General features: G+C 42.5%; 24 protein-coding genes, 2 tRNA genes and 1 other RNA gene. 22 read left to right on the forward strand and 5 right to left on the reverse strand.

The window, feature by feature from the left end; genetic code table 11:
• Nucleotides 1–275: 275 nt before the first annotated feature.
• The 7 genes from D890_RS0101530 to D890_RS0101560 all read left to right on the forward strand — a co-directional run bounded on the left by D890_RS0101530 (nt 276) and on the right by D890_RS0101560 (nt 7,176).
• On the forward strand, nt 276–1,391 hold the full coding sequence (locus D890_RS0101530; RefSeq protein WP_018962775.1) for a DegT/DnrJ/EryC1/StrS family aminotransferase: 1,116 nt from the start codon (nt 276–278) through the stop codon (nt 1,389–1,391).
• Entirely contained in the window at nt 1,388–2,734 is a 1,347-nt protein-coding gene (locus D890_RS0101535) for a nucleotide sugar dehydrogenase (protein ID WP_018962776.1), read from the forward strand. Before D890_RS0101530 ends, D890_RS0101535 begins: the two co-directional genes overlap by 4 nt.
• 21 nt (nt 2,735–2,755) lie before the next feature.
• Nucleotides 2,756–3,868 carry a Gfo/Idh/MocA family protein gene (locus D890_RS0101540; protein WP_018962777.1) on the forward strand — a complete coding sequence of 371 codons (1,113 nt, stop codon included), beginning with the start codon at nt 2,756–2,758 and terminating at the stop codon, nt 3,866–3,868.
• Nucleotides 3,869–3,873: 5 nt separating this feature from the next.
• Nucleotides 3,874–4,590, forward strand: coding sequence for an N-acetyltransferase (locus D890_RS0101545; protein WP_018962778.1), 717 nt, complete (start codon nt 3,874–3,876; stop codon nt 4,588–4,590).
• Nucleotides 4,587–4,814 (forward strand): hypothetical protein, encoded by a 228-nt coding sequence (locus tag D890_RS0101550; RefSeq protein WP_026291274.1) that lies wholly within the window; start codon nt 4,587–4,589, stop codon nt 4,812–4,814. Before D890_RS0101545 ends, D890_RS0101550 begins: the two co-directional genes overlap by 4 nt.
• 396 nt (nt 4,815–5,210) lie before the next feature.
• Nucleotides 5,211–6,194, forward strand: coding sequence for an NAD-dependent epimerase/dehydratase family protein (locus D890_RS0101555; RefSeq protein WP_018962779.1), 984 nt, complete (start codon nt 5,211–5,213; stop codon nt 6,192–6,194).
• The gene (locus tag D890_RS0101560; protein ID WP_156802646.1) at nt 6,166–7,176 is read left to right on the forward strand and encodes a glycosyltransferase; all 1,011 of its coding nucleotides are present in this window, start codon (nt 6,166–6,168) and stop codon (nt 7,174–7,176) included. The genes D890_RS0101555 and D890_RS0101560 overlap by 29 nt, the downstream gene beginning before the upstream one ends.
• 58 nt (nt 7,177–7,234) lie before the next feature.
• Here the strand turns inward: D890_RS0101560 and ndk are convergent, their stop codons facing one another.
• Complete coding sequence (gene ndk / locus D890_RS0101565; protein WP_018962781.1) at nt 7,235–7,657, reverse strand: nucleoside-diphosphate kinase; 423 nt, start codon at nt 7,655–7,657, stop codon at nt 7,235–7,237.
• Between the two features lie 89 nt (nt 7,658–7,746).
• Here ndk and polX point away from each other — a divergent pair, with 89 nt between their 5' ends.
• Nucleotides 7,747–9,462 (forward strand): DNA polymerase/3'-5' exonuclease PolX, encoded by a 1,716-nt coding sequence (polX, locus tag D890_RS0101570; RefSeq protein ID WP_018962782.1) that lies wholly within the window; start codon nt 7,747–7,749, stop codon nt 9,460–9,462.
• A 69-nt stretch (nt 9,463–9,531) separates the two neighbouring features.
• Complete coding sequence (gene gpmA, locus D890_RS0101575; protein ID WP_018962783.1) at nt 9,532–10,278, forward strand: 2,3-diphosphoglycerate-dependent phosphoglycerate mutase; 747 nt, start codon at nt 9,532–9,534, stop codon at nt 10,276–10,278.
• Between the two features lie 53 nt (nt 10,279–10,331).
• On the opposite strand, the gene D890_RS0101580 is transcribed toward gpmA, so the two are convergent.
• The 4 genes from D890_RS0101580 to D890_RS0101595 all read right to left on the reverse strand — a co-directional run bounded on the left by D890_RS0101580 (nt 10,332) and on the right by D890_RS0101595 (nt 16,781).
• Nucleotides 10,332–11,819: a stalk domain-containing protein gene (locus D890_RS0101580; protein ID WP_018962784.1), complete on the reverse strand. Its 1,488-nt coding sequence runs from the start codon at nt 11,817–11,819 to the stop codon at nt 10,332–10,334.
• Nucleotides 11,816–13,201 (reverse strand): glutamate--tRNA ligase, encoded by a 1,386-nt coding sequence (gene gltX, locus D890_RS0101585; RefSeq protein ID WP_018962785.1) that lies wholly within the window; start codon nt 13,199–13,201, stop codon nt 11,816–11,818. Before gltX ends, D890_RS0101580 begins: the two co-directional genes overlap by 4 nt.
• Complete coding sequence (alaS, locus tag D890_RS0101590) at nt 13,198–15,864, reverse strand: alanine--tRNA ligase (protein ID WP_018962786.1); 2,667 nt, start codon at nt 15,862–15,864, stop codon at nt 13,198–13,200. Before alaS ends, gltX begins: the two co-directional genes overlap by 4 nt.
• A gap of 77 nt (nt 15,865–15,941) precedes the next feature.
• A complete protein-coding gene (locus D890_RS0101595; protein WP_156802647.1) occupies nt 15,942–16,781 on the reverse strand; it encodes a tRNA nucleotidyltransferase/poly(A) polymerase family protein in 840 nt (279 codons plus the stop codon).
• Between the two features lie 97 nt (nt 16,782–16,878).
• Here D890_RS0101595 and rplM point away from each other — a divergent pair, with 97 nt between their 5' ends.
• The 13 genes from rplM to recR all read left to right on the forward strand — a co-directional run bounded on the left by rplM (nt 16,879) and on the right by recR (nt 24,996).
• Nucleotides 16,879–17,298 carry a 50S ribosomal protein L13 gene (rplM, locus tag D890_RS0101600; protein WP_040363523.1) on the forward strand — a complete coding sequence of 140 codons (420 nt, stop codon included), beginning with the start codon at nt 16,879–16,881 and terminating at the stop codon, nt 17,296–17,298.
• A 31-nt stretch (nt 17,299–17,329) separates the two neighbouring features.
• The gene (rpsI, locus tag D890_RS0101605; RefSeq protein ID WP_018962789.1) at nt 17,330–17,731 is read left to right on the forward strand and encodes a 30S ribosomal protein S9; all 402 of its coding nucleotides are present in this window, start codon (nt 17,330–17,332) and stop codon (nt 17,729–17,731) included.
• 36 nt (nt 17,732–17,767) lie between these two features.
• A tRNA-Arg gene (locus tag D890_RS0101610) sits at nt 17,768–17,844 on the forward strand.
• Nucleotides 17,845–18,042: 198 nt separating this feature from the next.
• Nucleotides 18,043–18,885 carry a sulfite exporter TauE/SafE family protein gene (locus D890_RS0101615; protein ID WP_018962790.1) on the forward strand — a complete coding sequence of 281 codons (843 nt, stop codon included), beginning with the start codon at nt 18,043–18,045 and terminating at the stop codon, nt 18,883–18,885.
• Between the two features lie 466 nt (nt 18,886–19,351).
• Nucleotides 19,352–20,221, forward strand: coding sequence for a glucose-1-phosphate thymidylyltransferase RfbA (gene rfbA, locus D890_RS0101620; protein ID WP_018962791.1), 870 nt, complete (start codon nt 19,352–19,354; stop codon nt 20,219–20,221).
• 45 nt (nt 20,222–20,266) lie between these two features.
• The gene (locus D890_RS0101625) at nt 20,267–20,809 is read left to right on the forward strand and encodes a GNAT family N-acetyltransferase (RefSeq protein ID WP_018962792.1); all 543 of its coding nucleotides are present in this window, start codon (nt 20,267–20,269) and stop codon (nt 20,807–20,809) included.
• A gap of 176 nt (nt 20,810–20,985) precedes the next feature.
• A complete protein-coding gene (locus D890_RS0101630; RefSeq protein WP_018962793.1) occupies nt 20,986–21,447 on the forward strand; it encodes a hypothetical protein in 462 nt (153 codons plus the stop codon).
• A 15-nt stretch (nt 21,448–21,462) separates the two neighbouring features.
• Nucleotides 21,463–21,879 carry a hypothetical protein gene (locus D890_RS0101635; RefSeq protein WP_018962794.1) on the forward strand — a complete coding sequence of 139 codons (417 nt, stop codon included), beginning with the start codon at nt 21,463–21,465 and terminating at the stop codon, nt 21,877–21,879.
• A 277-nt stretch (nt 21,880–22,156) separates the two neighbouring features.
• On the forward strand, nt 22,157–22,618 hold the full coding sequence (gene tadA, locus D890_RS0101640; RefSeq protein WP_018962795.1) for a tRNA adenosine(34) deaminase TadA: 462 nt from the start codon (nt 22,157–22,159) through the stop codon (nt 22,616–22,618).
• Nucleotides 22,619–22,678: 60 nt separating this feature from the next.
• Nucleotides 22,679–22,771, forward strand: a tRNA-Ser gene (locus tag D890_RS0101645).
• An RNA gene (gene ffs / locus D890_RS07820) (signal recognition particle sRNA small type) lies at nt 22,772–22,867 on the forward strand. It begins immediately after the preceding tRNA gene.
• Nucleotides 22,868–22,913: 46 nt separating this feature from the next.
• Nucleotides 22,914–24,398 carry a DNA polymerase III subunit gamma/tau gene (dnaX, locus tag D890_RS07495; protein ID WP_018962796.1) on the forward strand — a complete coding sequence of 495 codons (1,485 nt, stop codon included), beginning with the start codon at nt 22,914–22,916 and terminating at the stop codon, nt 24,396–24,398.
• Between the two features lies 1 nt (nt 24,399).
• The gene (gene recR / locus D890_RS0101655; protein WP_018962797.1) at nt 24,400–24,996 is read left to right on the forward strand and encodes a recombination mediator RecR; all 597 of its coding nucleotides are present in this window, start codon (nt 24,400–24,402) and stop codon (nt 24,994–24,996) included.
• Nucleotide 24,997 lies beyond the last annotated feature (1 nt).

Below are 24,997 nucleotides of genomic sequence, written 5' to 3' on the forward strand. Positions count from 1 at the left end.
TGAAGCTATTCAATAACAGCCAATACATCTTGATTTCAGATGTTCTTACTGGTTTAGAATATTAAGGATGGACAAGACGATTCTTGTGCTGGATGCTTTTATTAAACAGGATATAAAGTTGCAATTGTAAAGTGTAGGAATCGTTCTTCAACTTATATGAAATGCCTTTGCATTTTGGTGTATCATTTCACAAGAAAGAACTAGATGTTATTTGTGGTCCTGATATTCATGAGACAATAGATTTTCATATTGTAGGCTTATAGGAGGGATGATGTTTGACAATAAGTTTACTTGATCTAAAGGCTCAGTACGAACAAATACGAACTGAAGTACAAGGAGCAATTAATACTGTTCTCGAATCTACTAAATTCATTTTAGGCCCTAATGAAATATATTTTGAAGAGGAAATAGCAAAATATTTAGGGGTAAAACATGCTGTTGGTGTTGGCAATGGTACGGATGCTTTAGTTATTGCTCTTGATTCTCTGGGTATAGGGTTGGGTGATGAGGTAATCACGGTGCCTTACACGTTCTTCGCATCTGCTGAATGTATTTCTCGTGTAGGTGCAAAACCTGTTTTTGTGGATGTTGATCCTACAACACTTACCATGGACCCAGAGAAACTTGAAAGTGCAATAACTGCTAAGACAAAAGCCATAATTCCGGTTCACATATTTGGCAGAGCGGCAAATATAAGGAGAATAACCGCTATTGCTCAAGAACATCATTTGTTTGTGGTGGAAGATGCCTGCCAATCCATGGGTGCTGACGCTGACGGCAAAAAACTTGGTACCTTTGGGGATATAGGAGTGTTCTCATTCTTTCCGACCAAGAACTTGGGTGCTTACGGCGATGGAGGCCTAATTGTAACGAACGATGACACTTTAGCGGAGCGTATGCAAATGCTCCGGGCGCATGGAAGCAAAGTAAAATATCACAATGAAATGATCGGTTATAATAGCAGGCTGGATGAAATTCAAGCAGCTATACTTAGAGTCAAGCTGACACATTTAGATGACTGGAATCAAAAAAGACAAGATATAGCACGGAAGTACAACCAACTTCTTGATGGGCTCCCGATCCAATTGCCAGATATTGGTCTTGAGAATCAACATATTTTCCACCTTTATACCATACTCACAGATAAGCGTGACGAACTAAAGGAGTTTCTAGAGAAGAAGGGGATAGAGACGGGTATCTATTACCCACTACCTCTTCATCTCCAACCAGCGTATAGCGAGCTCGGATTTACGGTAGGAGACTTTCCTGTATCTGAGGCGGCTTGTAAAAGGAACTTATCTTTGCCTATGTATCCAGAGCTTACCGATGAGCAAATTGACTATGTTGCAAATTCCGTGAGGTCATTTTTTAAGGAGGAGTTAATGCCATGAACAAGTATCAACCGGGTCACGTTGATAATGAGTTAGCTGATGATTTAATTCAGAAAATAGAGCAGAAAACGGCGAAAGTTGGAGTAGTTGGTCTTGGGTATGTAGGCTTGCCTCTTGCTGTGGATAAGGCAGTTGCCGGATACCAAGTTCTGGGTTTTGATGTGCAGGAAAAAAGGGTGGCTATGGTGAACAGTGGCATAAATTATATCGGGGACGTAGTCGATACAGAGTTGCGCGATATGGTGAGTGCCGGCAAGTTGAGAGCTACCACTGACTACGATGAGATAAAAAACCTTGATGTGGTTACTGTCTGCGTGCCCACACCTTTGGATAAAAACAAACAACCAGATCTAACATTTGTTAGAAGCTCTGCGCAAGAAGTGGCAAAGCGCTTACACAAAGGTATGCTCATAGTTTTGGAGAGTACCACTTATCCAGGCACAACTGAGGAAGAACTGAAGCCCATATTTGAGGCGACTGGTTTGAAATGTGGATCAGATTTCTTCCTCGCGTTCTCTCCTGAAAGAGTTGATCCGGGGAATAAACAGTACAATGTGAAAAATACTCCAAAAGTAGTAGGTGGTGTTACGCCGACATGCACAAAGGTGGCTGCAGCTCTTTATAGCAATGTGCTTCAAAGTGATGTCTTTGAAGTATCAAGCCCCCGTGTGGCAGAACTTGAGAAGCTCTATGAGAATACTTTCAGAAATGTGAATATAGCACTTGCTAATGAATTAGCGTTGATGTGTGATCGCATGGGAATCAATGTATGGGAAGTGATTGATGCCGCAAGCACAAAGCCTTACGGTTTTATGCCATTCTATCCGGGTCCTGGATTGGGTGGTCATTGTATTCCTATAGATCCACTTTATCTTTCATGGAAAGCAAAAGAATACGATTATTACACAAAAATGATAGAAACATCTGCAGAAATAAATGATGGTATGCCGGAGTACATAGTTGATAGAACATACCGTATTCTGAACAGGTTTAAGAAATCCATCAACGGTTCCAGAATTTTGCTACTTGGTGTGGCTTATAAAAAGGATATTGATGATATAAGGGAATCACCTGCATTAAGAGTAATTGCTCTTCTTGAAAAAGAAGGGGCCAATGTTGTTTACAATGACCCCTACATACCAGTTTGCTCTATTAACGGGAAAGAATACCGTTCTGAAGAAGTAACTGAGGACTTACTTGAAAGCGTAGACTTGATCATTATCACAACTGACCATTCTATTTATGACTATGATTCTATTGTAGAGAATGCTCCTTTTGTGTTCGACACCCGAAATGCAACAAGGCACATTGCGCAAAATCGTGACAAGATAGAAGTACTGTAGGTTAAGTGAGGGATAAAGAAAATGTCGGATAAATTAAGGTTTGCGCTTATCGGGTGTGGGAGAGTTGCCCCAAAACATATTGAGGCATTAGCTAACAATATTGAAAAAGCTGAGTTAGTTGCGCTCTGCGATTTAGAAGAAAGCAAAGCTCTGAGCCTTAAGGAGAAGTATGAATCATTGCTGCAAACAAAGGGAGCGCATGTTCCTCAGATTCGTGTATACACTGATTACCGCGAATTGTTATCAGGCAATGAAGGTATCAACGTGGTTAGCATCGCCACATACAGTGGTACCCATGCGCGCATTGCTTGTGATGCTATGCAGGCGAGCAAGCATGTCATTGTTGAGAAACCCATGGCTCTTTCTACAATGGATGCCCAGATGATGATAGACGTGGCTAAAAACACAGGTAAAAAGTTAACTGTGTGCCACCAAAACAGATTCAACCCACCCGTTAAAAAGCTTCGTGAAGCTTTGGAACAAGGGCGTTTTGGGAAGCTTGTTCATGGGGTTGCCGTCATACGCTGGAACAGAAACGATGAGTATTATAAACAGGCTAACTGGCGTGGGACATGGCAGCAAGATGGCGGTGTACTTATGAATCAAGGTATACACGATATCGACCTATTGCAGTGGATGATGGGGCCTGTGGACCATATATATGCCGAGGCTGACACATTTCTTAGGCCCATAGAAGCGGAAGACATGGGCGCAGCACTGCTCAGGTTCAAGAATGGCGCCATAGGTATCATTGAAGGTTCTGCATGTATTTACCCTAAAAACTTGGAAGAAACTTTGAGCATTTTTGGAGAAAAAGGCACTGTTAGAATCGGTGGGGTGGCACTAAACAAGATACTTGATTGGAAATTTGCAGATGGTTTAGATGATGAAGAACAAGTGAAGCAGTTGGTAAATTATGAGGACCCTGAAAGTGTTTATGGGCATGGCCATACCCCACTCTATGCAGATTTTATTGACGCTGTTTTGACGAATAGAGATCCTTACATCTTACCTGAAGAAGGGAAAAAGGCAGTAGAAGTTGTGCTTGGTATCTACAAATCCCGTAAGCTTGGGACAGCTGTGGGTTTCCCCATAGGCGATTTTTCCACCGTCGATATGGTAGAAAAGAGGTAGCTTTTATGAGATATATATCTCCGAACGCTAAAATAGGAACAAACGCAAAAATAAGTGAATTTTCCGTGATTGAGGACGATGTTGTTATAGGTGACAACTGTACTATTGGCTACTACGTCATCATTCACCGAGGTTCTATTATCGGAGATAATGTTCGCATTGACGACCACGCTGTTATTGGGAAACAGCCCATGAGAGCTGCTACGAGCATATTCAAAGAAAAGGGAGAAAAAGAAGAACCTCCTTGTAGTATTGGTGACAACTGTATCATCGGAACTTCCGCTATTATCTATGCAGGAGCACAAATTGGAGCTGTTTGCTTAATTGCAGATCTTTCCACGGTGCGTGAAGATGTTACGATTGGCGATTATACAATTATAGGGCGTGGGGTAGCCATCGAAAATGGTTGCAGAATAGGTTCTAAATGCAAAATTGAAACCAATGCTTATATAACCGCGCTCTCAGACGTGGATGACGAGGTGTTTATTGCTCCATGTGTTGCTACTTCCAATGATAACTCTGCGGGCAGAGATGCCGATCGTTTCACTAAGATGAAGGGTTTAGTTGCAAAACGAAAAGCACGCATTGGCGTGAATGCGACAATACTTCCTGGCAAAGTCGTGGGAGAAGATGCGTTCGTAGGTGCTGGTGCGGTAGTCACCAGGGATGTGCCTGCTGGTACCATAGTTACTGGCAATCCAGCTAAGCCAAAAAGTGTTTGAGCGGGCTAGAACAGCTGAAAGTTGTTTCGCTTGTTGGTGCAAGGCCACAGATAATTAAGGAAGCGGTGGTGCAAGAACAGTTGGAAAAGAGTGGCACGCAAGAAATACTAGTGCACTCCGGGCAATATTATGGCTATGATATGTCGTACGTTTTCTTTAAGGTTTTGAAGATGAAACAGCCTGATTACACATTGGGGTTGGGTCTGGTACTCACGGACAAATAACTGGCAAGGTTTAAGATGGTATTTCTTCAAATGTCATCTTGATAATCACGCTGCATGTATATTCTGCTTAAGGAGATATTGACACTACAGTGGTTGGAGTTAGGCCAAAGACAGCTACGGTGTACGTAGGAACATGCAAACATCATAAGGCACATCTGGTTTCTGAACAAGCGAACAAAGAAGTTACTAATGATGTTTCATGTTTTCTGTTTGTTCCGCCTCAATGTGCCGTTGAAAACCTTGCATAACGTAAAAGCTAACTAAGAATATACCTTTGCTATTTTCTTAAGAGTATATAAAAAACTGTTGTTGCCTTTCAAGGTGAGATGTTAGAATGATTAACGTAAAAAGTTTTTATATAAACCATATTGTTTGGACAAGGAAGGAGTTCTATGTATGTTTGTTCAACGAAATGAGTTTGAGGTTGAATCATTTAGAAATGCGAATATTCTAGTTACAGGCGGGGCAGGATTTGTCGGCTCTAATCTTGTGAGAAGGCTCGTAGAACTTGGAGCTAATGTAACTGTTTTAGATAACTTTTTTACTGGCTTTAAGGAAAATCTTACACAATTACCTGTCCAAATAATAGATGGCGATGTTGAAGATGGAGAGTTAGTGAAACGTCTTGTTCAGACAAGCGAATACGTTTTTCACCTTGCTGTCAGGAATATTATCGTCTCTACCAAGGAACCGATGAAGGATTTCTTGACCAATGTCGGAGGAACGTTAAACGTACTTCAGGCTTGCTTAGCAGAGAAAGAACACATTAAAAGATTGGTATATACCTCTTCAGTTTCGATATACGGAAACGCTAAATACTTGCCAATAAACGAGGACGATCCAAAAACCATTTTAAATCCATATGCTGCAAGTAAACTCTCCGCTGAAAACTACTGTATGGCCTATTTTGAAACATATGAGGTTCCTGTTTCTATAGTAAGATACTCAAATGTTTACGGACCAAATCAGAGACCTGAAAATCCATATTGCGGGGTGATATCAAAATTCATAGCTAGTGCTTTCTCCAATTCACCACTTACAGTTTATGGTGATGGTGAGCAAACAAGAGATTTTACTTTTGTGGACGATGCAGTTGATGCGACCGTTAGAGCAGCAATTGTTAGCCCTGGCTTGGTTTTCAATGTGGGATCAGGTGTAGAGACGAGCATCAACTCGTTAGCCTCAACAGTAATTTCCATTATTGGAAGTAAATCTTCCGTTCAATACGTTGATAAGCGTGACATAGATGATGTGAGGCGTCGGGTACTTAATATCGATTTGGCGAGGCGCGTTTTAAGATGGAGCCCATCCACATCGCTAATACCAGGGTTAAAAAAGACCATAGAATGGTTTGAAAGCAAGAAAGATGAACAGCAATAAACCTTTGGTCAGCTGTATCGTAGTAAACAAAAACTATGGAAGATTCTTGGCAGATGCTATAAATAGCATGCTGGCTCAAAATTATCCGAAAGATTGTCTGGAAATCTTAGTTGTCGATTACGGGTCAACTGATTCCTCAAAGGAAATTATTGAAAGTTTTGGTAGTTCAATAAGGAAGCTATATATTGACTCCACTTTTTTGGGTGCTATAAATACTGCAATCAAGAAAGCTCAGGGTAAATACATATCATTTATAGGCGCAGATGATATGTGGTTGCCCGACAAAATAGTTAAGCAAGTAGACATATTGGAAGCCAATCCAAACATTGGATTAGTTTATTCAGATATGATTGTCATTTCTGAAGATAAAAGGGTTCTCGCTCCTTCTTTCTGGAAATTGTACAGTATTAAACCGCTCAAGGGTAAAGTTATTTACGATTTGGCTCTTGGAAATTTCGTATCCGGTGGTACTATTATGGTCAGGTCGGATTTGACAGATTTATATTACCCTATACCAGAAAATGTGGGCTTTGATAGGAGCGAAGATTGGTGGATTGCTTTAAATATTGCTGGCCATTATGACCTAGAATATATTGATGAACCACTTACTTTATACAGAGTCCATGGGCAAAACATGGCTATTGGTATGGATGTTAAAAAAACTTCACTTGATAGCAAAATCGATGTTTTATCGTCTGAAGTGTTAGCTATTCACAAAATACTTGAAATATTGAGACGTGACGCCGAATGCCCACAAGAGCTGTTGAATAGAATGCAAAACAGGCTAGCTCAAAAGGAAACAGAATTAAGACTCGCACAAAGCGCAAAACGTAGTTTTACAGAGTTTCTAATGCAGTCGATACACGACCTATTTTCTAATCCCTTATCTATAAAGGCTTCTTTAAGGGTTTGGGGATTAACATTGTTCCCACATACATTTAATACACTTAGAACAATTAAGAACAAAAAGCTAAGCCAGTAAACTAAAATTGCCACTTATCAATAATTGATATTGACATAGTGATATATGCAGTGTTTGCTCACCACTCGAAGATTTCGTCGTCTTTGAAAAACAAAGCTATTTCACGTTCGGCTGCTTCTATGGAATCGGAGCAGTGAACGGTATTCATGGGCATGCAAAGACCATAACGGCCACGTATGCTGCCGGGGGCAGCCTCTAACGGGTCAGTGGCTCCTGCCATCTGTCGCGCTATGGCTATGGCGTTGTCGCCAGACCATACTGTTATGAATATGGGGCCGCTGGACATGTAGTTCACCAAACGCTCGAAGAAGTCTTTGCCTTTGTGTTCAGCATAGAATTCTTCCCAAAACTCGCTGGGATACCAGCCTAGTTTGGCTGCGACCATTTTCATGCCGCGGTCTTGAAAAAGAGCCGTTATTTCACCGATAAGATTTCTGCGAACAGCATCTGGTTTATAAATAATTAATGTTTTTTCTGCCATAAATACATTATATCATCTGTGTTTTTTGCAAACAGAACACCATTATTGCAGTGTTAATATATGGCTATAAACGGACGTTGGGAGGGGCCATGACAAATCAGGAAGTGGCTAATTTACTTAGGCAAATTGCAAGGATACTGGAGATAAAAGGGGAAAGCACTTTTAAAATAAGAGCTTATGATGAAGCAGCTACGAGGATAGAGAACCTTTCTGACCCAATAGAACAAATTTGGAGAGAAGGTAAGCTCAAAGATATACCGGGAGTTGGTGAGAGTATAGCATCAAAGATAGAAGAGTATCTAAAGACAGGCAAGAGTTCATATTTAGAAGAAATATCCAGTGACATACCTGAAAGTCTGTTTGCGCTTATGGATGTCCCAGGAATTGGTCCTAAGCTTTCTTGGCGTTTATACCAAGAAGCAGGGATAACTAGCATTGAAGAGCTTGAAGAAGCGTTAAAAACGCACAGACTCCAGGGCATGCGCGGGTTTGGAGCAAAAATGGAAAAAAAGTTACTTGACGGAATACAGATGTATAGACAGCTTAGTGGTAGAATACCGCTTTATTTGGCGCTTCCCATTATTCACAATGTCATTTCTTATCTAAAAAGTAATGCGTCATTTGTAGATATAGCACCTGCTGGGAGTTTAAGGCGAGGCAGGGCAGATATAGGGGATTGCGATGTGTTAGTTGCAACTGACAATCCTATTCCTGTTATGGACGCTTTTGTCAAAATGCCCGGCGTTACTCAGGTTTTGGCTAAAGGTGATACAAAAACATCGGTTTTTACAGGAGGTTTGCAAGTAGATTTAAGAGCGGTACCTGTAGATTCGTGGGGTGCTGCTCTTCAGTATTTTACGGGCTCTAAAGCGCACAATATTAAGCTCAGAGAGCTTGCCATAAAGAAGGGCTATAAGCTCAACGAATACGGTTTATTCAAGATGGATAACGACGAAAAAATTGCCGGGCGAACAGAAGAAGAGATATATAACGCTTTGGGTCTTCCGTGGATTCCCCCTACAATGAGGGAAGATAGAGGAGAGATAGAACGTGCCATGAGCGGGAAACTGCCCACTTTGGTACAACAGAAAGATATAAAAGGTGACACTCATGTGCATAGCACGTTTTCTGATGGGTCTAATTCAATTGAAGAAATGGCACGAAAAGCAAAAGAACTTGGTTATGAATGGTTGGTAATGAGTGACCATGCTACTGGTATAGGTGTGGTAAATGGTTTAACGCCGGAAATACTGCCCGATTACATAAACGCCATAAGAGAAGCAGAAAAAAAAGTGGGCATAAAGATATTCGTGGGCATGGAAGGGAATATAAAAGCCGATGGCACGTTTTTGTTTACCGATGAGCGCTTGGATGTACTTATCGCGGCTATACACAGTGCATTGAATCAGGAAAAGGAAAAAATCCTCGGCCGCTATGAAAAGGCATTTAGTGATGCAAAACCAAACATCGTTGCGCATCCTACGGGCAGAATACTGGGTAGACGAGAAGGCATGGATGTTACCTCAAATGAGGTGATACAACTGTGTCACAAATATGGTGTGGTACCTGAATTGAATTGCACGCCCATGCGTTTGGATATCGACGATGTAGGTGTTCTCACAGCAATCACGCAGTACGATATGCCAATAACTATTGGTACGGATTCTCATGATACTGATGAGCTGGATAATATGGCGTTGGGAATCATTCAAGCTCAACGTGGATGGGCTGATCCAGACCATGTAATAAATACATGGCCTGCAAAAAAAGTGGAGGAATGGCTTAAAGGGAAAAATAAGCAATGAAGTGTTTCACAATTATTTAAAAAGAGCCATTATTAAGCGGTGCTATAAATAAAAAAGAGGTGAGAATGGATGTATAAAGTCGTTATGATAAGACACGGGGAAAGCGATTGGAACAAGCTAAACTTGTTCACCGGCTGGACAGATGTCGATCTTTCCGAACGAGGTGTGCAAGAAGCCATTGATGCTGGCAAGAAGCTAAAAGAAGAAGGTTACACATTCGATGTTGCATTCACATCTGTATTGAAGCGTGCTATCAAGACACTGAACATCGTGTTAGAGCAGATGGATCTTCAGTGGATTCCTGTTTATAAGCACTGGAGGCTCAATGAGCGTCACTATGGAGCTTTGCAGGGCTTGAACAAGGCTGAAACCGCAGAAAAATATGGTGAAGAGCAGGTTACACTATGGAGACGTTCTTATGATGTACCGCCGCCACAGTTAGAGAAGAGTGATCCACGTTGGCCTGGAAACGATCCGAGGTACGCTTTGGTTCCCGAAGATGAACTTCCACTTAGTGAATCTCTTAAAGAAACAGAAGCTCGTGCCATACCTTATTGGGCTGATGCTATAGCACCATCTATAAAAGAAGGCAAAAAGGTTCTGATAGTAGCTCACGGTAATAGCATGCGTGCCATCGTGAAATACTTGGATAAAATGTCCGGTGATGAAATAGCCAAGACAAATATTCCAACAGGTATACCGCTGGTTTATGAGCTGGATGATTCACTTAAACCTATTAAGCATTATTACTTGGCTGATGAGGAAGCAGTAAAAGCCAAGGAACAGGAAGTAGCAAACCAAATTCACAAGAAATAGACACTCTCCCCCTCCCATGTTTTTTGAAGATGGCTCCCTAAAGGGAGCTATCTTCATTTAGAAATTACGTTTATTATTTTTGCTGCGTTGTCCCATGCAATAGTTGCGCTTAAATTATCTACAATAAAACGTAAAGGTAAAAGTGTTCTGCCATTTGCTATAATTGGCACCACGTCTGCTTTGCTCTCATCAATAAGCTTGCGTTTACCGTTTACATAAGCATAGCGTGAACCAATCCATAACTCTATGGTGTTTATACTTTCTCCTTTTTTAAGAGTAATGGTCACTTTCTGCTTTGCACTATCCCAGGTTATGGTCCCACCCAAAGCTTTCACTACATCGCTTATAGGCAGCAGCGTGCGGCCACTTTTTATAATGGGAGGCATGTCCAAAAAGTGCGGTTTTCCGTTTATAAGGAATTTGTCATTCATGACCTGCAGCTCTACATTGGTGGCGGTAGAAAGTCCATTTTCTACAAATGGTCCGTTAAACTGTGTTAGTGCGTGTTTGCTGCCCCAAACACCGGCATCAGGCGGCAACCAAACGGTGTAGTTATTTGTCGACACGACGAAATAATAGTTATGTGTACCCGATTTCAGCGCAGTCTTGTACTGATATGTTCCGCTATAGGGCGTGCCATATGCAAGTATCATTTTATATGGTTTTCCGTCCACATATACAATAACTGTGGGCGTTACTTTTTCTGGAACAACCAATGGAAGTTCATAGGTGTATACGGTATCAGCAGAATAAACGCTGTAAAGTGGCTTTACATAGCTTTGAGTGGCGCTCATTTGAGGAGAATAAGGTACTTTTGCCGTAAAACCGTTATTAGGCCATGTGGGAATAAGCCCTCTGAAAGGCTGAGTAATTTCCAGCTGCTCAAATGTATAAACCATGCGTCCGTTCCATGGGTCGTTTACTAAATACTTGAATACACTTTGTGTGGCATCATAGCCATATATGACCATGTAATGTCCGCCACCTTTGTCGCTGTTTACCATTAGAGGATGCCCTGCGTTTATTTCTTGCATAACACGTTGTTGTACATAACTTTTTGATGGTCGCCAAATGATGGTGCCTAAAACATCGTTTCGAGCCAAAAAGGGCAACACATCACTGCTGGTCTTATCTGTGCCATTACGCCATATGAATCCCCATGCGCCCCAACCTTGAAGTCCGGGTCTTTGTTCTTGGTTCGCAAAGTAATTCCAGGTTACGTCATTGTAAACAGATTTATAGTGATAAGCTCGGCTGATGTACCAGCCGTAATCAGTAGGTGTTCCATCCATGCCCTTTATGGTGTATGGCGCCACGCGTCCGTAGTACCCCAAGACCATGGCGGCTGAGGTTACACCGCATGCTCGAGAGAAACTGAAACCGATAGGGATGTCGTCATATTGACTTAAGTAAGGAACCAGTAGCTCGGCCCTTTTCGGATAATTGGCCGCGCTCAAGGTGTTCAAGGGGAGCGCAGCCAATAACAGCATTAGCAGAGTGAAACATGCAACCAGAAGGACAATGTTTTTTCTTTGTTTCAATTTCTCGCCGTGAGCCTCCGAAGCACCATTTCTTGAGGCATAGCCTCCATGAGGTGGAACAAAGAAGGCCCAACAGATTTTCCACTTATGACTGCTCTAACAAAGGGAAAATAGTCCCGTGGTTTTATGCCTTTATCTTGAGCATACGCCCTTAGAACCTGCTCTATGTGCTCGGCATCCCATGGTTGTGCTTTCAACTCATCGGATAAACCATCAAGAGGCATGTTTTTTTCTAAAATGGTTTGCGCTTTTTCATCGATGGAAAAGTCGTCTGTAAAGATGTAATCAGCCATTTCTACAAAGTCTTTAAGAGTGTGCATGCGGTCTACCAAAAGGGGTATGAGCTTGATGTGGAATGGTTCCACCTTAAAACCTTTAGCTTCAGCGAACGGTTTTATGCGTTCCAACAATTCTTCAGGGGGGAGCATTTTCATATGCTCACGGTTTATGTAATTGAGTTTATCTGGATCAAAAACGGCAGCGTGCAATCCAATTTTTTTGGGATCAAAAAGGTCTATCAATTCTTGCTTTGTATAAACTTCCCTGTCTGGATCGTAAGAGGCGCCTAACAGCGCTAAGAAGTTAAACAATGCTTCAGGTAAATAACCCTCATCACGGTATGCTTCAACGCCTACAGCGCCATGCCTTTTAGAAAGCTTTGTTTTATCTTTACCCAAAATCATGGGCACATGACCGAATACAGGCGTTTCCCAACCAAGTGCTTCGTAAATAAGAATTTGCTTAGGAGTGTTGGGGATGTGATCTTCACCTCTTAATACATGCGTAACACCCATAGTGTAATCGTCTATGACCACGGCGAAGTTATATGTGGGTGTCCCGTCACTCCTTACCAATATGAAGTCATCTAATTCGCTACTGTTTATCTCGATGTGCCCCTTTACCATGTCGTCCCAGGCAATGATACCTCTATCTTGAGGCACTTTTAGCCTTATAGCATAAGGCATGCCTTTGTCCAATTTTTCTTTGATTTCTTCCTGTGTAAGCCGAGAGCAGCGTCCATCATAGCGTGTGGGTAACCCAGCTTTACGCTGCTGTTCACGCATTTCCTCCAGTTCTTCTTGCGTGCAGAAGCACCGATATGCTTTGCCTTCTTTGAGGAGCTGCTCAGTATAAGATTTGTAAATGTCCATGCGCTGGGATTGATGATAAGGTCCTTCGTCCCAATCGAGCCCAAGCCACTTCATGGAGATGAGTATCTGCTCCGAATACTCAGGCTTACTGCGTTCTGGATCGGTGTCTTCTATGCGTAATAGAAATGTTCCACCAAATTTTCTTGCGAATAGGTAATTGAACAGTGCAGTACGAGCTCCGCCCACATGGAGAAAACCTGTGGGGGAGGGCGCAAAACGTGTTTTTATCATGCCAAACCAAGCCTCCTTTTGCTCTCATAGACGGCTTGCTGAATTGCTACAGACAAACGGGATGCATCGCTACCGCCAGCCTGCACCAGTGTGGGCCTGCCGCCTCCTTTGCCGCCTATGTAGGAAGCGGCAATATTTATAACCTCTCTTAGGTTTACTTTAGGTGCAATATCTTGTGAAGCTGCCAATACCAGTATGGGTTTATCGTTTTGCAAAGTGCCCAAGGCCGCCACAAATGGTTTATTAAAACTCCTCATGGCATCTATGGCAGTTATAAGCGCGCCCGGGTCTCTGGGAGGGAATACGGCATTTATAAACTTGATACCGTCTATTTCTTCTGCTTTGTTGAACATTTCTTTGCCCTCGGCAGTATAAACCTGTTCCATAAGATGTTTTATTTGTTTATCTTTTTCCTTCATGTCTTCTGTGAGACGGTCTATTTTTGTTATGATCATATCTTTGGTTGTATCCAAGTGGTTAGCTACGTCCTTGACCAGTTTTTCCAACGTTTGAAGGTGTTCCCATGCACGCATTCCCGTTACCGCTTCTATTCTTCTGATTCCTTGGCTGCTAGCTGATTCACTTAATATGTGAAATAACCCGATATCGCCTGTACGCTTTACATGGGTACCGCCACAAAGTTCCATGGACCAATCTGGAACTTCTACAACTCTGACGCGTTGCCCATATTTTTCCCCAAACAACGCTGTGGCACCCATGGCTTTTGCTTCGTCAAGACTGGTTTCGAAAATGTGTAGTTCTTTATTAGCCATTATTTGTTCATTGACCAAGTGTTCTACTTCTGTAATTTGTTCCGCAGTCATGGCCTCAAAGTGGCTAAAGTCGAAGCGCAAGTAATCTGGGCCCACCTTTGAACCGCTTTGCCTTACATGGTCTCCTAAAACTTGCCTAAGGGCGGCATGAAGCAAATGCGTTGAGGTGTGCGCTCGCTGTATGGCATGGCGCCTCTCCACATCGATTTTCAAATGTGCTTCCTGACCTTGTGTTATGGTACCTGACTCTACCTTGCCGTAGTGCACGTATACATTTCCACCGATGACTTTTTGCACGTCGTCCACGCGGAATGATCCTGTTTCAGTGGTTATGACACCATGGTCTGCCTCTTGTCCACCGCTTTCTGCGTAGAAGGGTGTGCGCTCTACTATGATGGCACCTTCATCGCCCTCATGAAGTTCTGCTCGCTGATTGTCTTTCACTGTGGCAATTATGGTGGAGTGGTCTTGCACGCGTTCATAGCCAGTGAACTCCGTCTTTATTAACAGCTCGGCGTTCGCAGAAACACTGTTTTCCGATGACATGATAACTCTGGCAAATATGGTATCGGTTAGAACGGCTTCGCCGCCTTTCCATGAAGCTCTGGATTGTTCCTTGTATTGTTCTATGATTTGGTTTAGTTTTTCCTTATTCAGCTGGAGGCTATTCTCCTCCAAAACATCTTCAATGATGTCCAAAGGCAACCCGTAGGTGTCGTAAAGTCTGAACACTTCCTCAGCGGGCACCTCTTTTATGTTCTGCTTTTTTGCCTCCTGAACTACTTCGTCCAAGTAATGCTGGCTGCTTTTTAGGGTGCGCAAAAATGCTTCTTCTTCTTGCTGTATGAGTTTTTGCGTCAGGTTTTGCCCATTTACGAGCTCGGGATACCATTTACTGTAATGATCAACAACCACAGGTACAATCTTGTAGAGAAATGGGTCACTTTGGCCGAGTTGAAGACCGTATCTAACCGAACGGCGGGCAATACGTCTTATTACGTAACCTCTGCCTTCATTAGAAGGAACTGCTCCGTCGGTTATAGCAAATGTTAATGCTCTTACGTGGTCTGCTACAACTCTGAACGGTACAAGGTTTTCTTCATACTTCTTACCTGTTATGTCCTCTATGGCTCTTAATATGGGTTCAAAAAGATCTGTTTCAAAATTTGTTGGTTTGCCTTGTAGAATAGCTGCCATGCGCTCCAATCCCATGCCTGTGTCGATGTTTTTTCTGGGCAAATCTGACATGTTGCCATTTTCGTCTTGATAATACTGCGTGAAAACAAGGTTCCAAAACTCTCTGAAACGTTCTCCTTCTGCTGCGGGTCCTTTAGATGGATCATCGCATGGCCATTCTTCGCCCATGTCATAGTAAATTTCACTGCAAGGACCACAAGGGCCTGTTGGCCCAGGAGGGCCCCAGAAGTTGTCTTCTTTACCCATGCGGACAATTCTGTTTTCTGGAATTCCCACTACGTTATGCCATATTTCGAAAGATTCGTCATCATCCTGATAAATAGTTACCCAAAGCCTATCTGGAGGAAGTTGGAAACGCTCTGTGATCAACTCCCATGCCCATGTGATGGCTTCTTTTTTGAAATAATCTCCTACAGAGAAATTGCCGAGCATTTCAAAAAATGTGTGATGACGTGATGTGTGCCCAACGTTTTCCAAGTCACCTGTACGCAAGCATTTTTGTACGGTTGTCAGCCGTTTATTAGGTGGCTCGGCTTGGCCCAAAAAATATGGTTTAAACTGTACCATACCGGCACTGGTAAACATTAACGTTGGATCGTCCGGTAGTAATGATGATGAAGGAACTCTTAGATGACCTCTGTCTTCGAAAAAATTTAGATAAGTTGAGCGTATTTCATCTCCGGTCATATACATAAGGCTGTTACACCATCCTTTCTTAGAACGGAACAGTTATTAATTATTTTAAATCATGGCTTCTGTGACAATCTGCATTAACTTTTATGTTCATTTATGAATGATATGCATTGCGTTATATAATCCTCATGTTTTCTGTTGTTTTGTAGGACCTTTGTTTGCCTATGTCTGAATAACGCCCACTGTTTGTAAAGGCTTATCACTTCATCGTCGTTTTGAACCAACGCTGCTCTGACAGCCTTTTTGCCATGAGAGCACAGTGCCAATGCGGGATTAGAAAGTTCCATGTTGGAGAGTTCTTCGGCCGTTTTTACCAAAGAAGAGGGTAAGCCAAACAAACGCGGATTTAAATATGACTGGCATGCGGCAGTGCGAACCTCTACAATGGGAGGTAAATGCCTCTGTGGAAGTTTGAGCGGCAAAGCAAAAAACTCCGTTAGCACTTCCACTGCTTTTATCCAATTGGGGGATAAAATGAGCTTTAAGTATTCCTGAAATAACCTTCCTTCGCTAACGGTCGCCAATAAAGAGGGGTCAATCTTTTCACCTTCTGGTGCAAAGTTTAGTTCAGCACAAAGCTTTGCGCAGCGAAAAATTCTCACAGGGTCTTCCTGCAATCTTTCTTTTGTAAGGGTTATGCGCTTCATAAAGAGGTCTTCCATGCCCATTCTTGGATCTTTAACATTTCCATTGAAGTCTAAAGCTATGGCATTTATGGGAAAATCGCGCTTATCCAAATTAAGCTCGAAGCTTACATCTAAGGTTACCCCTCGGATTATATAGCGATATGTTTTTATATCTTTTCCTAAAACCGCTTTTGGAGGGAATGGGGGAAGTTCGCTTGTTATGATATCATAATCTTTAGGCAGTTTTGCCAAACATATATCTCGCAAACTGCCTCCGACTATGTAATCCATGCTATTATTTTATATTGGTATGGTCGGATAAAGAGCGTACTACATTTTTGTGTAAATAAAGTTGTAAGCGGAAGGAGGAAACACAGTGGATACGATAATGGCAAAACCAGGTCAGGTGGAAAAGCATTGGTACCTGGTGGATGCTACCGGAAAGCCTCTCGGTAGGCTTGCGGCTGGCATTGCGCGTCTGCTCATGGGAAAACATAAACCCATCTGGACACCTGGCGTGGATTGTGGCGATTTTGTTGTTGTGATTAATGCAGAAAAAGTGGCTTTAACGGGTTCTAAAGAGCTGAAAAAGGTGTACTATGATCACTCTGGATACCAGGGTGGGCAAAGGGTTACGCCGGCATGGTTGATGAGGCAAAGAAAGCCTGAACAGCTCATATATAGGGCTGTGAAGAACATGCTTCCGAAGAACAGTTTAGGGCGTAAACAGATTACGCACCTGAAGGTTTATGTAGGGCCAGAGCACCCTCATCAAGCTCAGCAACCCATAAAGATTGAACTGCCATAAGAACGAATAGAGAAGGAATTAGGAGGGACTTATGCAAGCACAAGCACCGGTAGTAGGTAGAAGAAAACGGGCAGTTGCGCGAGTCAGGATAATGCCTGGGACCGGTCGCATTCTTGTGAATGGGCATGATTACAAGGAGTACTTTCACAGGGTAACCTTGGAGAAAGTGGTTGAAAAAGCGTTTGAAGCCACCGGAACCATGGGACAGTACGATGTAATCGCCCGCGTCGAAGGCGGCGGCAAGAGCGGTCAGGCAGATGCCATAAGGCTTGGCATTGCCAGAGCATTAGTAGCAGTTAATCCTGAATGGCGTAAATCACTGCGCCAAACCAAATTGGTTTTCTCGTTACTTACGAGAGATCCAAGAGAGAAAGAAAGAAAGAAATACGGTTTACACAGGGCTCGTAGGGCTCGTCAGTACAGAAAGCGTTAAAAACGCTGTACAATTATATTGTTACATCTATAAGGTGCGCCTGTAGCTCAACTGGATAGAGTGACGGACTACGGATCCGTAGGCTGGGGGTTCGAATCCCCCTAGGCGCACCATATTGAGAGAAGCTCATCAGGGCTTCTCTTTTTTTTGTGTTATTTACGTACTGTTTCTTTGATATATTTGTCAAGGTTATGTTCTTAGTTTGGTCCTTTTTCGCTTGTAATAGGTTTTAAAACTTCGTATGCGTGGGTATTTGTAAAAATGAAGATACATTTGGCAAAGATTGAGGTTAAATCGTTGGAGGTGAAACAGTGACCTATTTACTTATCGTAATTGTCGGTTTAATTGCAGGCATAGTCACAGGGTTGATTGGCGCCAGTGGTGTTATGGTTATTGTTCCCGGTCTTGTGTTGCTTGGCTATTCTACGTTTGATGCCATAGGGGCAAGCTTATTTGCTGATACCATGGCGTCGCTTGTGGTAAGTTGGACGTATTATCAAGCGGGAAACTTAAACCTAAAACAAGGTTGGTGGATAGCTGTCGGCTCCATTTTGGGGGCACAAATTGGAAGCTTTATATCCCCGCACATATCTGAAGGCGGTTTAGGTGGTTCTTTTGGTATTTTTCTTCTTCTCACTGCAGTAGTTTTCATATTGCGCGGTTATAGAAGGCAACCTGTTCTTGAAGCGGGAGAAGAAGCAGGAGAACCCAATATTTTTGTGCGTATGCTGAGAAAGAATGTCGTAATTTCCAGCTTGCTATTAGGAACACTTGTTGGGATAATCAGCGGGCTAATCGGGGCTGGCGGCGGTGTCATGATTCTGCTGATTTTGGTCTTCTTGCTTCAATACAAGATGCACGAGGGCATAGGAACATCTACCTTTATTATGGCGTTTACCGCAGCATCCGGAGCCATTGGACATGCCATAACAGGCAATTTGCCACTATTGGTAGCCATTTTGAGTGCTTTAGGAACAGTTGTTGGAGGGCGTATAGCGGCTCGTTTCGCCAACAGGGTAAATGAAAAAGTTTTGAGTTATGCGGTAGGGATTGTTTTTGCGGTTTTGGGCATTGTCATGTTATTGAATCCCAAATCTGGAAAGGTAGGCTTTAGGCTGCTCAAGGGAGCTGTCGCTGTAGCATTAAGTGGTTAGTAATGCTTGCTGACAGAGAAAGGTGGTAATTGGACAGTTGTGCATACTCGCAAGAAAGATTGCTATCACAAAGTAGCGCAATGAACTTGTGATGCATAGAAGTCGTTCTCAGTTGAAGTAGTGATAAATTTTAAGAGTTTTTACAGGCGCTTTCTGTCTTTGAGAGAAAGCTGATGAACAAGATTCACAGCGCGAAATCCAAAGTTGACATTTATAATGTTGCAATTTACATGGATAATGCACACGTATACAATTAATCAACTTCTTTAAGGAAAGTGAAGGAGCGCCATAAAAAGTTCTTCTACCGAAGTTCTCATAGACCTACTGATGTTTAAGTTAAGCAGGCTTGACCAATTCTAAAAACCTGCGGTTACATATATGCACAAAAAGTGTTTCGAAACATTCTTGAGTAGACTATCTGCTATTATTGTTAATAGTAATTTAAAATGTTCGCGGAGGTATTTTTATGAAAGGCATTGTTCTGGCTGCTGGTTTGAACACGCGTCTTTACCCTGTTACCGTGGCAGTGAATAAACAGCTGCTGCCCGTCTATGATAAACCTATGATCTATTACCCGTTGTCCATACTTCTCATGGCTGGAATAAGGGACATACTGGTCATCGCAGATCCATACAATGTTAGTGCATTCCAAAGACTTTTGGGCAGTGGTGAGCAGTTAGGTGTCAAGTTCAGCTATGCTGTGCAATGGGTTCCCCGGGGCATCGCAGATGCATTCATAGTTGGAGAGTGGTTTGTAAACGGCAGTAGGTGTGCGCTGGTCCTTGGGGATAATGTGTTTTTTGGGCCCTCCTTGGAAAAGGCTGTGTCTGAAGCGGTAAATTTTGACGATGGTGCCATGGTTTTCGGCTATCCGGTGGAAGATCCGCGTTCTTTCGGTGTGGTGGAATTCGACCCCGAGGGCAACGTACTCTCCTTAGAGGAAAAACCTAAGCAGCCAAAGTCGAATTATGCCGTACCTGGCCTGTATTTCTACGATAATCATGTGGTTGAAATGACAAAGATGCTGAAACCATCTGATCGAGGGGAACTGGAGATAACAGATCTGAACAAAGCATACCTTTCGGAGAATAAACTAAAGGTAAAGCTCTTAGATGACGACCTGCAGTGGTTTGACACCGGTACGCACGATAGCCTTTTGCATGCCAGTAACGAGGTGGCACGATATCAAAGAGATACAGGCACATATGTGGGATGCTTGGAAGAAGTGGCATACAGGATGGGCTTTATCAGTAAAGAGCAGTTAAAAGTGCTGGGTAAAAGATACAAGAATACGGCTTATGGGCAGTATTTGCAGAAAGTCGCAGATGGAGGATAGCATTACATAGTTAGTAATGCTTGCTGAGAGGGGAGGCTGATAACTATGCTTTCGGGACATTTTGTTCGTTTGCGTGCTTATGAACGAGAAGATTTAGAAAAAGCCAGAGCCATATATAATGATCCAGAAGTAAACATGTACCTACGACCTGATATACCATTTCCGCTTAAAGCAGAAGACGAGATAAGGTGGTATGAAAGCCAGAATCCTTATGGTAGCGGTTCTTATTCTTTTGCCATAGAACGATTGGAGGACAGACAGTATTTAGGTTCTTGCGGTATTGATACGGTAGATTGGAAGAACTCTCACGCTTCTGTAGGGTTATTTCTCGACAAGCTTTATTGGAACAAGGGTTATGGAACGGATGCTTTATCTACGTTGGTAGATTTCTGCTTTCAGGAAATGAATTTGCACAAGGTATACCTTTATGTTTTCGCTTATAACCAGCGAGCTATCCATACTTATGAAAAGATCGGCTTTAAGATTGACGGTACTTTACGGGAGAATGTATTTAAGAATGGAAAGTACCAAGACGAACTGGTAATGTCCGTATTGCGTAATGAATGGACATTACCTTCTAATGATTAAATATGAGAGCATGCTAATAAAGTATGGTGCTGTTTCAAAGCCGCATCGTACAGGTGATTTTTCTCGGGGTTCATCTGTTCAAAAAAGTTGTGGAATTATGATCGCTTGCTTTAGCATTATAAATACTGTAAAACCATAGTGAACTGAACAGCTTTTCATCATTAGGAGGGGGAAGAATGAAAAAGTTTTTAACGTTTTTTGTGGCTTTTGTTATCGTCGCCTTTATTCATGAAGGAACTCACGCATTAATCGCTGCAGCTTATGGTGAGTTTGCTGATTTTCTTGTACATCCATACGGTTTTGAGGTTGTCTTCAGGACGCCTACTATTCAAAGGCATGGTATCCAGTGGGGTTTTATTTCAGGTAGCAGTAGTGTTCTAACAGTGCTTTTGGGCTATTTATTGATGTTTTTTGTAAAGCCTATGGCACATATGAGGAACACTTTTCTAAGCGCTGTAGGTTACTGGCTTATCATGATGCTGTTGCTGTTAGACCCACTAAACCTCTCTGTTGGCCCATTCTTGTATGGAGGGGATATAGGCGGCATTGTGGCTCAAGTCTTGCTCCCTGCTTACGGAATAAAAACGGATCATCCTTTATTTAAGCCATGGTTTCATTTTATTGGTTCTGAACAATGAGCAAAGGAGGAGGCAATGAAAAGGCATAACGGGGCTATGAGAAGTTCTATTGCTTTTCTACTTGTTTTCACAGCTCTTTTAACTTTTGGGTGCACTACAAAGAACAGTTCTTCGCAGCGAATAGGATTCACTGGGTCAAGTTATGGCAACCACATGGATTATAAATTTACCACCTTTACGGGAACAGAAAGCAATAGTTTTAAAGCGCAGAAAGGCGATATTGTTACACCAACATACAATATCACGCTTACAAAAGGGAAAATTACAATCCAGCTTATAAGTCCGACAGGCAAGATACTTTGGAAGCGAGATTTTACGAAAAGTGAACAAGGTCTGATCCAGTTTACTTTAGATGAAACAGGTTGGTACAAGTTTCTTGTTTCCGGTAACGCATCGGGCGGGTCGTTTGACCTTTCTTGGACTGTAGAATAAAAGGTAGCAGAACTTTCCTTTTTGGTAAAGTGGGGGGTTTGTTATCATTTTTAATGATGAACAGTCACTTTTTAGGCATGTGATTGTGTAACGCATTTTGTTTAAGGTTAGGCTCTTGAGCGATAACCTGTAGCAGTTTGACAAGAAGAAGAAGGATGGCTTGCAGTCATGTGAGCTGTTTTAGAAACAATTATGGCAGATGCGCTACAAAAATGCGGCTTATGGTTAGCATTTAGAAAGAATTGCTGACTATTTAGCTTAATTATGGTGATAGAAGATGTTAGAAACTGATACGTACTTCATGCACGAAGCACTAAAAGAGGCGTTAAAAGCTTATCGATCCGGCGATGTGCCTGTGGGGGCAGTTGTCGTTGTGGAAAACGCCGTTGTAGGTAGAGGCCACAACTTACGTGAGAGGGACAATGATCCTACCGCTCACGCGGAAATATATGCCCTTCGAGATGCTGGTGCCATTCTCGGTAGATGGAATTTGAGCGGTGCAACACTTTATGTGACGTTGGAACCATGCTTGATGTGTTGTTATGCTGCTGTGTTATCCAGGGTTGACCGGGTTGTTTTTGGTGCATATGACCCTAAAGCGGGTGCTCTGGTTAGTAATATGGATTTTCTATCTTTGCCTTTTCTCAACCATCGTTTTGATGTAGAAGGTGGCGTTATGGCAGAGCGCTGTGGCGCTCTTTTGCATTCGTTCTTCAAGACGTTACGTGATGAGGTATGAGTTCTTTAAAATAATGGTTTGCAGGCAAAAAGGGGTAGAACTGTTATAATCATAATATACGGAGAGGTGCCCGAGTGGCCGAAGGAACCCGACTGGAAATCGGGTAGGCGGTTAATACCCGCCTCGAGGGTTCAAATCCCTCCCTCTCCGCCAACCCGGTACGTGGAGCGAAGTACGGCTGTGAACCCCGCCAGGCCTGAGAGGGAGCAACGGTAAGCAGTTTAGTGCTTGTGCTCCACACCGGGCTTTAAAGAAACATCACCACAAAAAAGGAAAGTATTGGTAAATTATAGATATGGCTCTCTACAGAAAATATAGACCACAAACCTTTGACGAAGTCATAGGACAATCCCACGTTACAGAAATTTTAGTTAAAGCGCTAGATAATCAGAAGGTTTCACATGCATATTTGTTTGCAGGACCAAAAGGTTCTGGCAAGACGTCGTGCGCTCGCATATTTGCAAAAGGCCTGAATTGTGAGCAAGGCATAACGTCGAAACCTGATAACACGTGTGAGAGTTGCAAGCTCATAAATGAAGGGCACAGCCTTGACGTGATAGAAATTGATGCTGCATCTAACAGAGGAGTTGACGAAATTAGGGAACTTCGCGAGCGTGTTAAATACAGACCCGCACAAAGCCGCTATAAAGTTTACATTATCGATGAAGCACACATGCTTACCCGTGAGGCGTTCAACGCGCTTCTTAAGACGTTGGAAGAACCACCTGATTATGTGGTATTTATTTTGGCAACTACTGATCCGCAAAAAATTCCTCCAACGGTACTGAGTAGATGCCAGCGTTTTCGGTTCAAGAAACTTACCAGTGACGAAGTTTATCAAATACTTGTTAATGTGTGTAAAAAGGAAGGCTTTTCTTATGAAGAGGAAGCTCTTCAACTTATTGCAGAGGTGTCTGATGGAGCAGTACGTGACGCATTAAACTTGCTGGAACAGATTTCTGTTGTGGATGAAGGGAACGTGACAGCGAAAACTGCTCGTTTTCTACTCAATGTTGTGGATGACGATGTGGTCATAAATCTCTTTTCTGTGGCTTCCCAAGATATGAACGAGGCGGTTTCTCAAATGGCCAATTTGTTGGAATCTGGCATTGAACCCATGGAATTATTCCGCCCATTAAAGACACTGGTAAGAAGAAGTGTGTTCAAAAACAATCCTTGGCCACGAGAAAAGGCGCTGAAAATGTTCAAGGTACTGGAATCATTTAATTACACTATGGAGCACACAGAATTCCCAGCAGTAGCCCTGGTGGCCATCCTTAATGAATTAGGTCCCATCATTGCTGACCAAGATGAACCTTCTTCAACCGATGTGCCAGCGCCTAAACGTCAAAGAAGACATCAAGAGACGAATATAAACATGGATCCGCAGGAAATACAAGAAACACCTGAAAAACCAGCATTTGTTGAGGAAGTAGTGCCTAAAGAAGATATCGTAGAAAATGCTAAAAGCAGTTTTTCAGACGAGAACGAAACTTCAACATTGGGTTGGTTGAACGATGTAAAAAATGATTATTTGCCTCTATACGTGGTTCTAAAGGAAGGAAAAGCGCGTGTAGATGCAGACAAATTGATTCTATCTTTTCCAGGACTTAGACACATCTATGTGAAATTCATGAATCTGCCTAAAATACGAGCTGTGCTAAAGAAGTACGGAGATTTTAGTGTGGATGTGGAGGCAAAACCTGAACAAAAAGATGTGGGTGTTCTGGATCTATTTACAAAAGTGTTTCCCGGTACTCAGATAGAGGAGGTCAAGTAGTTTGAATTTGGAGGAACTTAGCAAACAGTTCCGAAGACTTCCCGGGGTTGGCCCAAGAACGGCTGAGAAAATGGCCTATTACTGGCTTACACTGGAAGATGAAGAAGCAGAGCAATTTGTACATACCTTGGAGAACTTCCGTCATGAAGTGGGTTTATGTGTGCGCTGCCATAACTTGGCAGTAGGCAGTGACCTATGTGAAATATGCAACGATAACAGAAGAGAAAAAAGCATTGTGATTGTGGAAACACCTCAGGATGTAGAAAACATTGAACAAGCTGGCATTTATCACGGATATTATCATGTGCTCAACGGCTTGATTTCACCTCGCAGAGGAATAACGCCAGATCAGTTATTCATATCTGATCTGAAAGAACGAATTATGAACGAAGGCATTAAGCAGATTATTATAGCAACGTCCTTTACATTAGAAGGGGATATAACAGCAGATTACTTAACCAAACAACTACACGGTTTGGGCGTACCTATTTATCGCCTTGGCGCTGGTTTGCCTGTAGGCGGAGAACTAAATTATGCCGACAAAGCAACGCTAAAGGCGGCATTTATGACGAAACATGAAGTGGGGGAAGAAGAGTAAT

Origin of the sequence: Coprothermobacter platensis DSM 11748 (assembly GCF_000378005.1) — a bacterium.
In the GTDB taxonomy this organism is placed as follows: Bacteria; Coprothermobacterota; Coprothermobacteria; order Coprothermobacterales; family Coprothermobacteraceae; genus Coprothermobacter; species Coprothermobacter platensis.

Bases quoted from the DNA above. Each gene is read 5' to 3' on its own strand.
- dnaX (WP_018962796.1), top strand. From the start codon at position 22,914: ATGGCTCTCTACAGAAAATATAGACCACAAACCTTTGACGAAGTCATA.
- gpmA (WP_018962783.1), top strand. From the start codon at position 9,532: ATGTATAAAGTCGTTATGATAAGACACGGGGAAAGCGATTGGAACAAG.
- polX (WP_018962782.1), top strand. From the start codon at position 7,747: ATGACAAATCAGGAAGTGGCTAATTTACTTAGGCAAATTGCAAGGATA.
- D890_RS0101595 (WP_156802647.1), bottom strand. From the start codon at position 16,781: ATGGATTACATAGTCGGAGGCAGTTTGCGAGATATATGTTTGGCAAAA.
- D890_RS0101625 (WP_018962792.1), top strand. From the start codon at position 20,267: ATGCTTTCGGGACATTTTGTTCGTTTGCGTGCTTATGAACGAGAAGAT.
- D890_RS0101535 (WP_018962776.1), top strand. From the start codon at position 1,388: ATGAACAAGTATCAACCGGGTCACGTTGATAATGAGTTAGCTGATGAT.
- rfbA (WP_018962791.1), top strand. From the start codon at position 19,352: ATGAAAGGCATTGTTCTGGCTGCTGGTTTGAACACGCGTCTTTACCCT.
- rplM (WP_040363523.1), top strand. From the start codon at position 16,879: ATGGCAAAACCAGGTCAGGTGGAAAAGCATTGGTACCTGGTGGATGCT.
- gltX (WP_018962785.1), bottom strand. From the start codon at position 13,201: ATGATAAAAACACGTTTTGCGCCCTCCCCCACAGGTTTTCTCCATGTG.
- ndk (WP_018962781.1), bottom strand. From the start codon at position 7,657: ATGGCAGAAAAAACATTAATTATTTATAAACCAGATGCTGTTCGCAGA.
- tadA (WP_018962795.1), top strand. From the start codon at position 22,157: ATGTTAGAAACTGATACGTACTTCATGCACGAAGCACTAAAAGAGGCG.
- rpsI (WP_018962789.1), top strand. From the start codon at position 17,330: ATGCAAGCACAAGCACCGGTAGTAGGTAGAAGAAAACGGGCAGTTGCG.
- D890_RS0101545 (WP_018962778.1), top strand. From the start codon at position 3,874: ATGAGATATATATCTCCGAACGCTAAAATAGGAACAAACGCAAAAATA.
- D890_RS0101555 (WP_018962779.1), top strand. From the start codon at position 5,211: ATGTTTGTTCAACGAAATGAGTTTGAGGTTGAATCATTTAGAAATGCG.
- D890_RS0101540 (WP_018962777.1), top strand. From the start codon at position 2,756: ATGTCGGATAAATTAAGGTTTGCGCTTATCGGGTGTGGGAGAGTTGCC.
- alaS (WP_018962786.1), bottom strand. From the start codon at position 15,864: ATGTATATGACCGGAGATGAAATACGCTCAACTTATCTAAATTTTTTC.
- D890_RS0101630 (WP_018962793.1), top strand. From the start codon at position 20,986: ATGAAAAAGTTTTTAACGTTTTTTGTGGCTTTTGTTATCGTCGCCTTT.
- D890_RS0101635 (WP_018962794.1), top strand. From the start codon at position 21,463: ATGAAAAGGCATAACGGGGCTATGAGAAGTTCTATTGCTTTTCTACTT.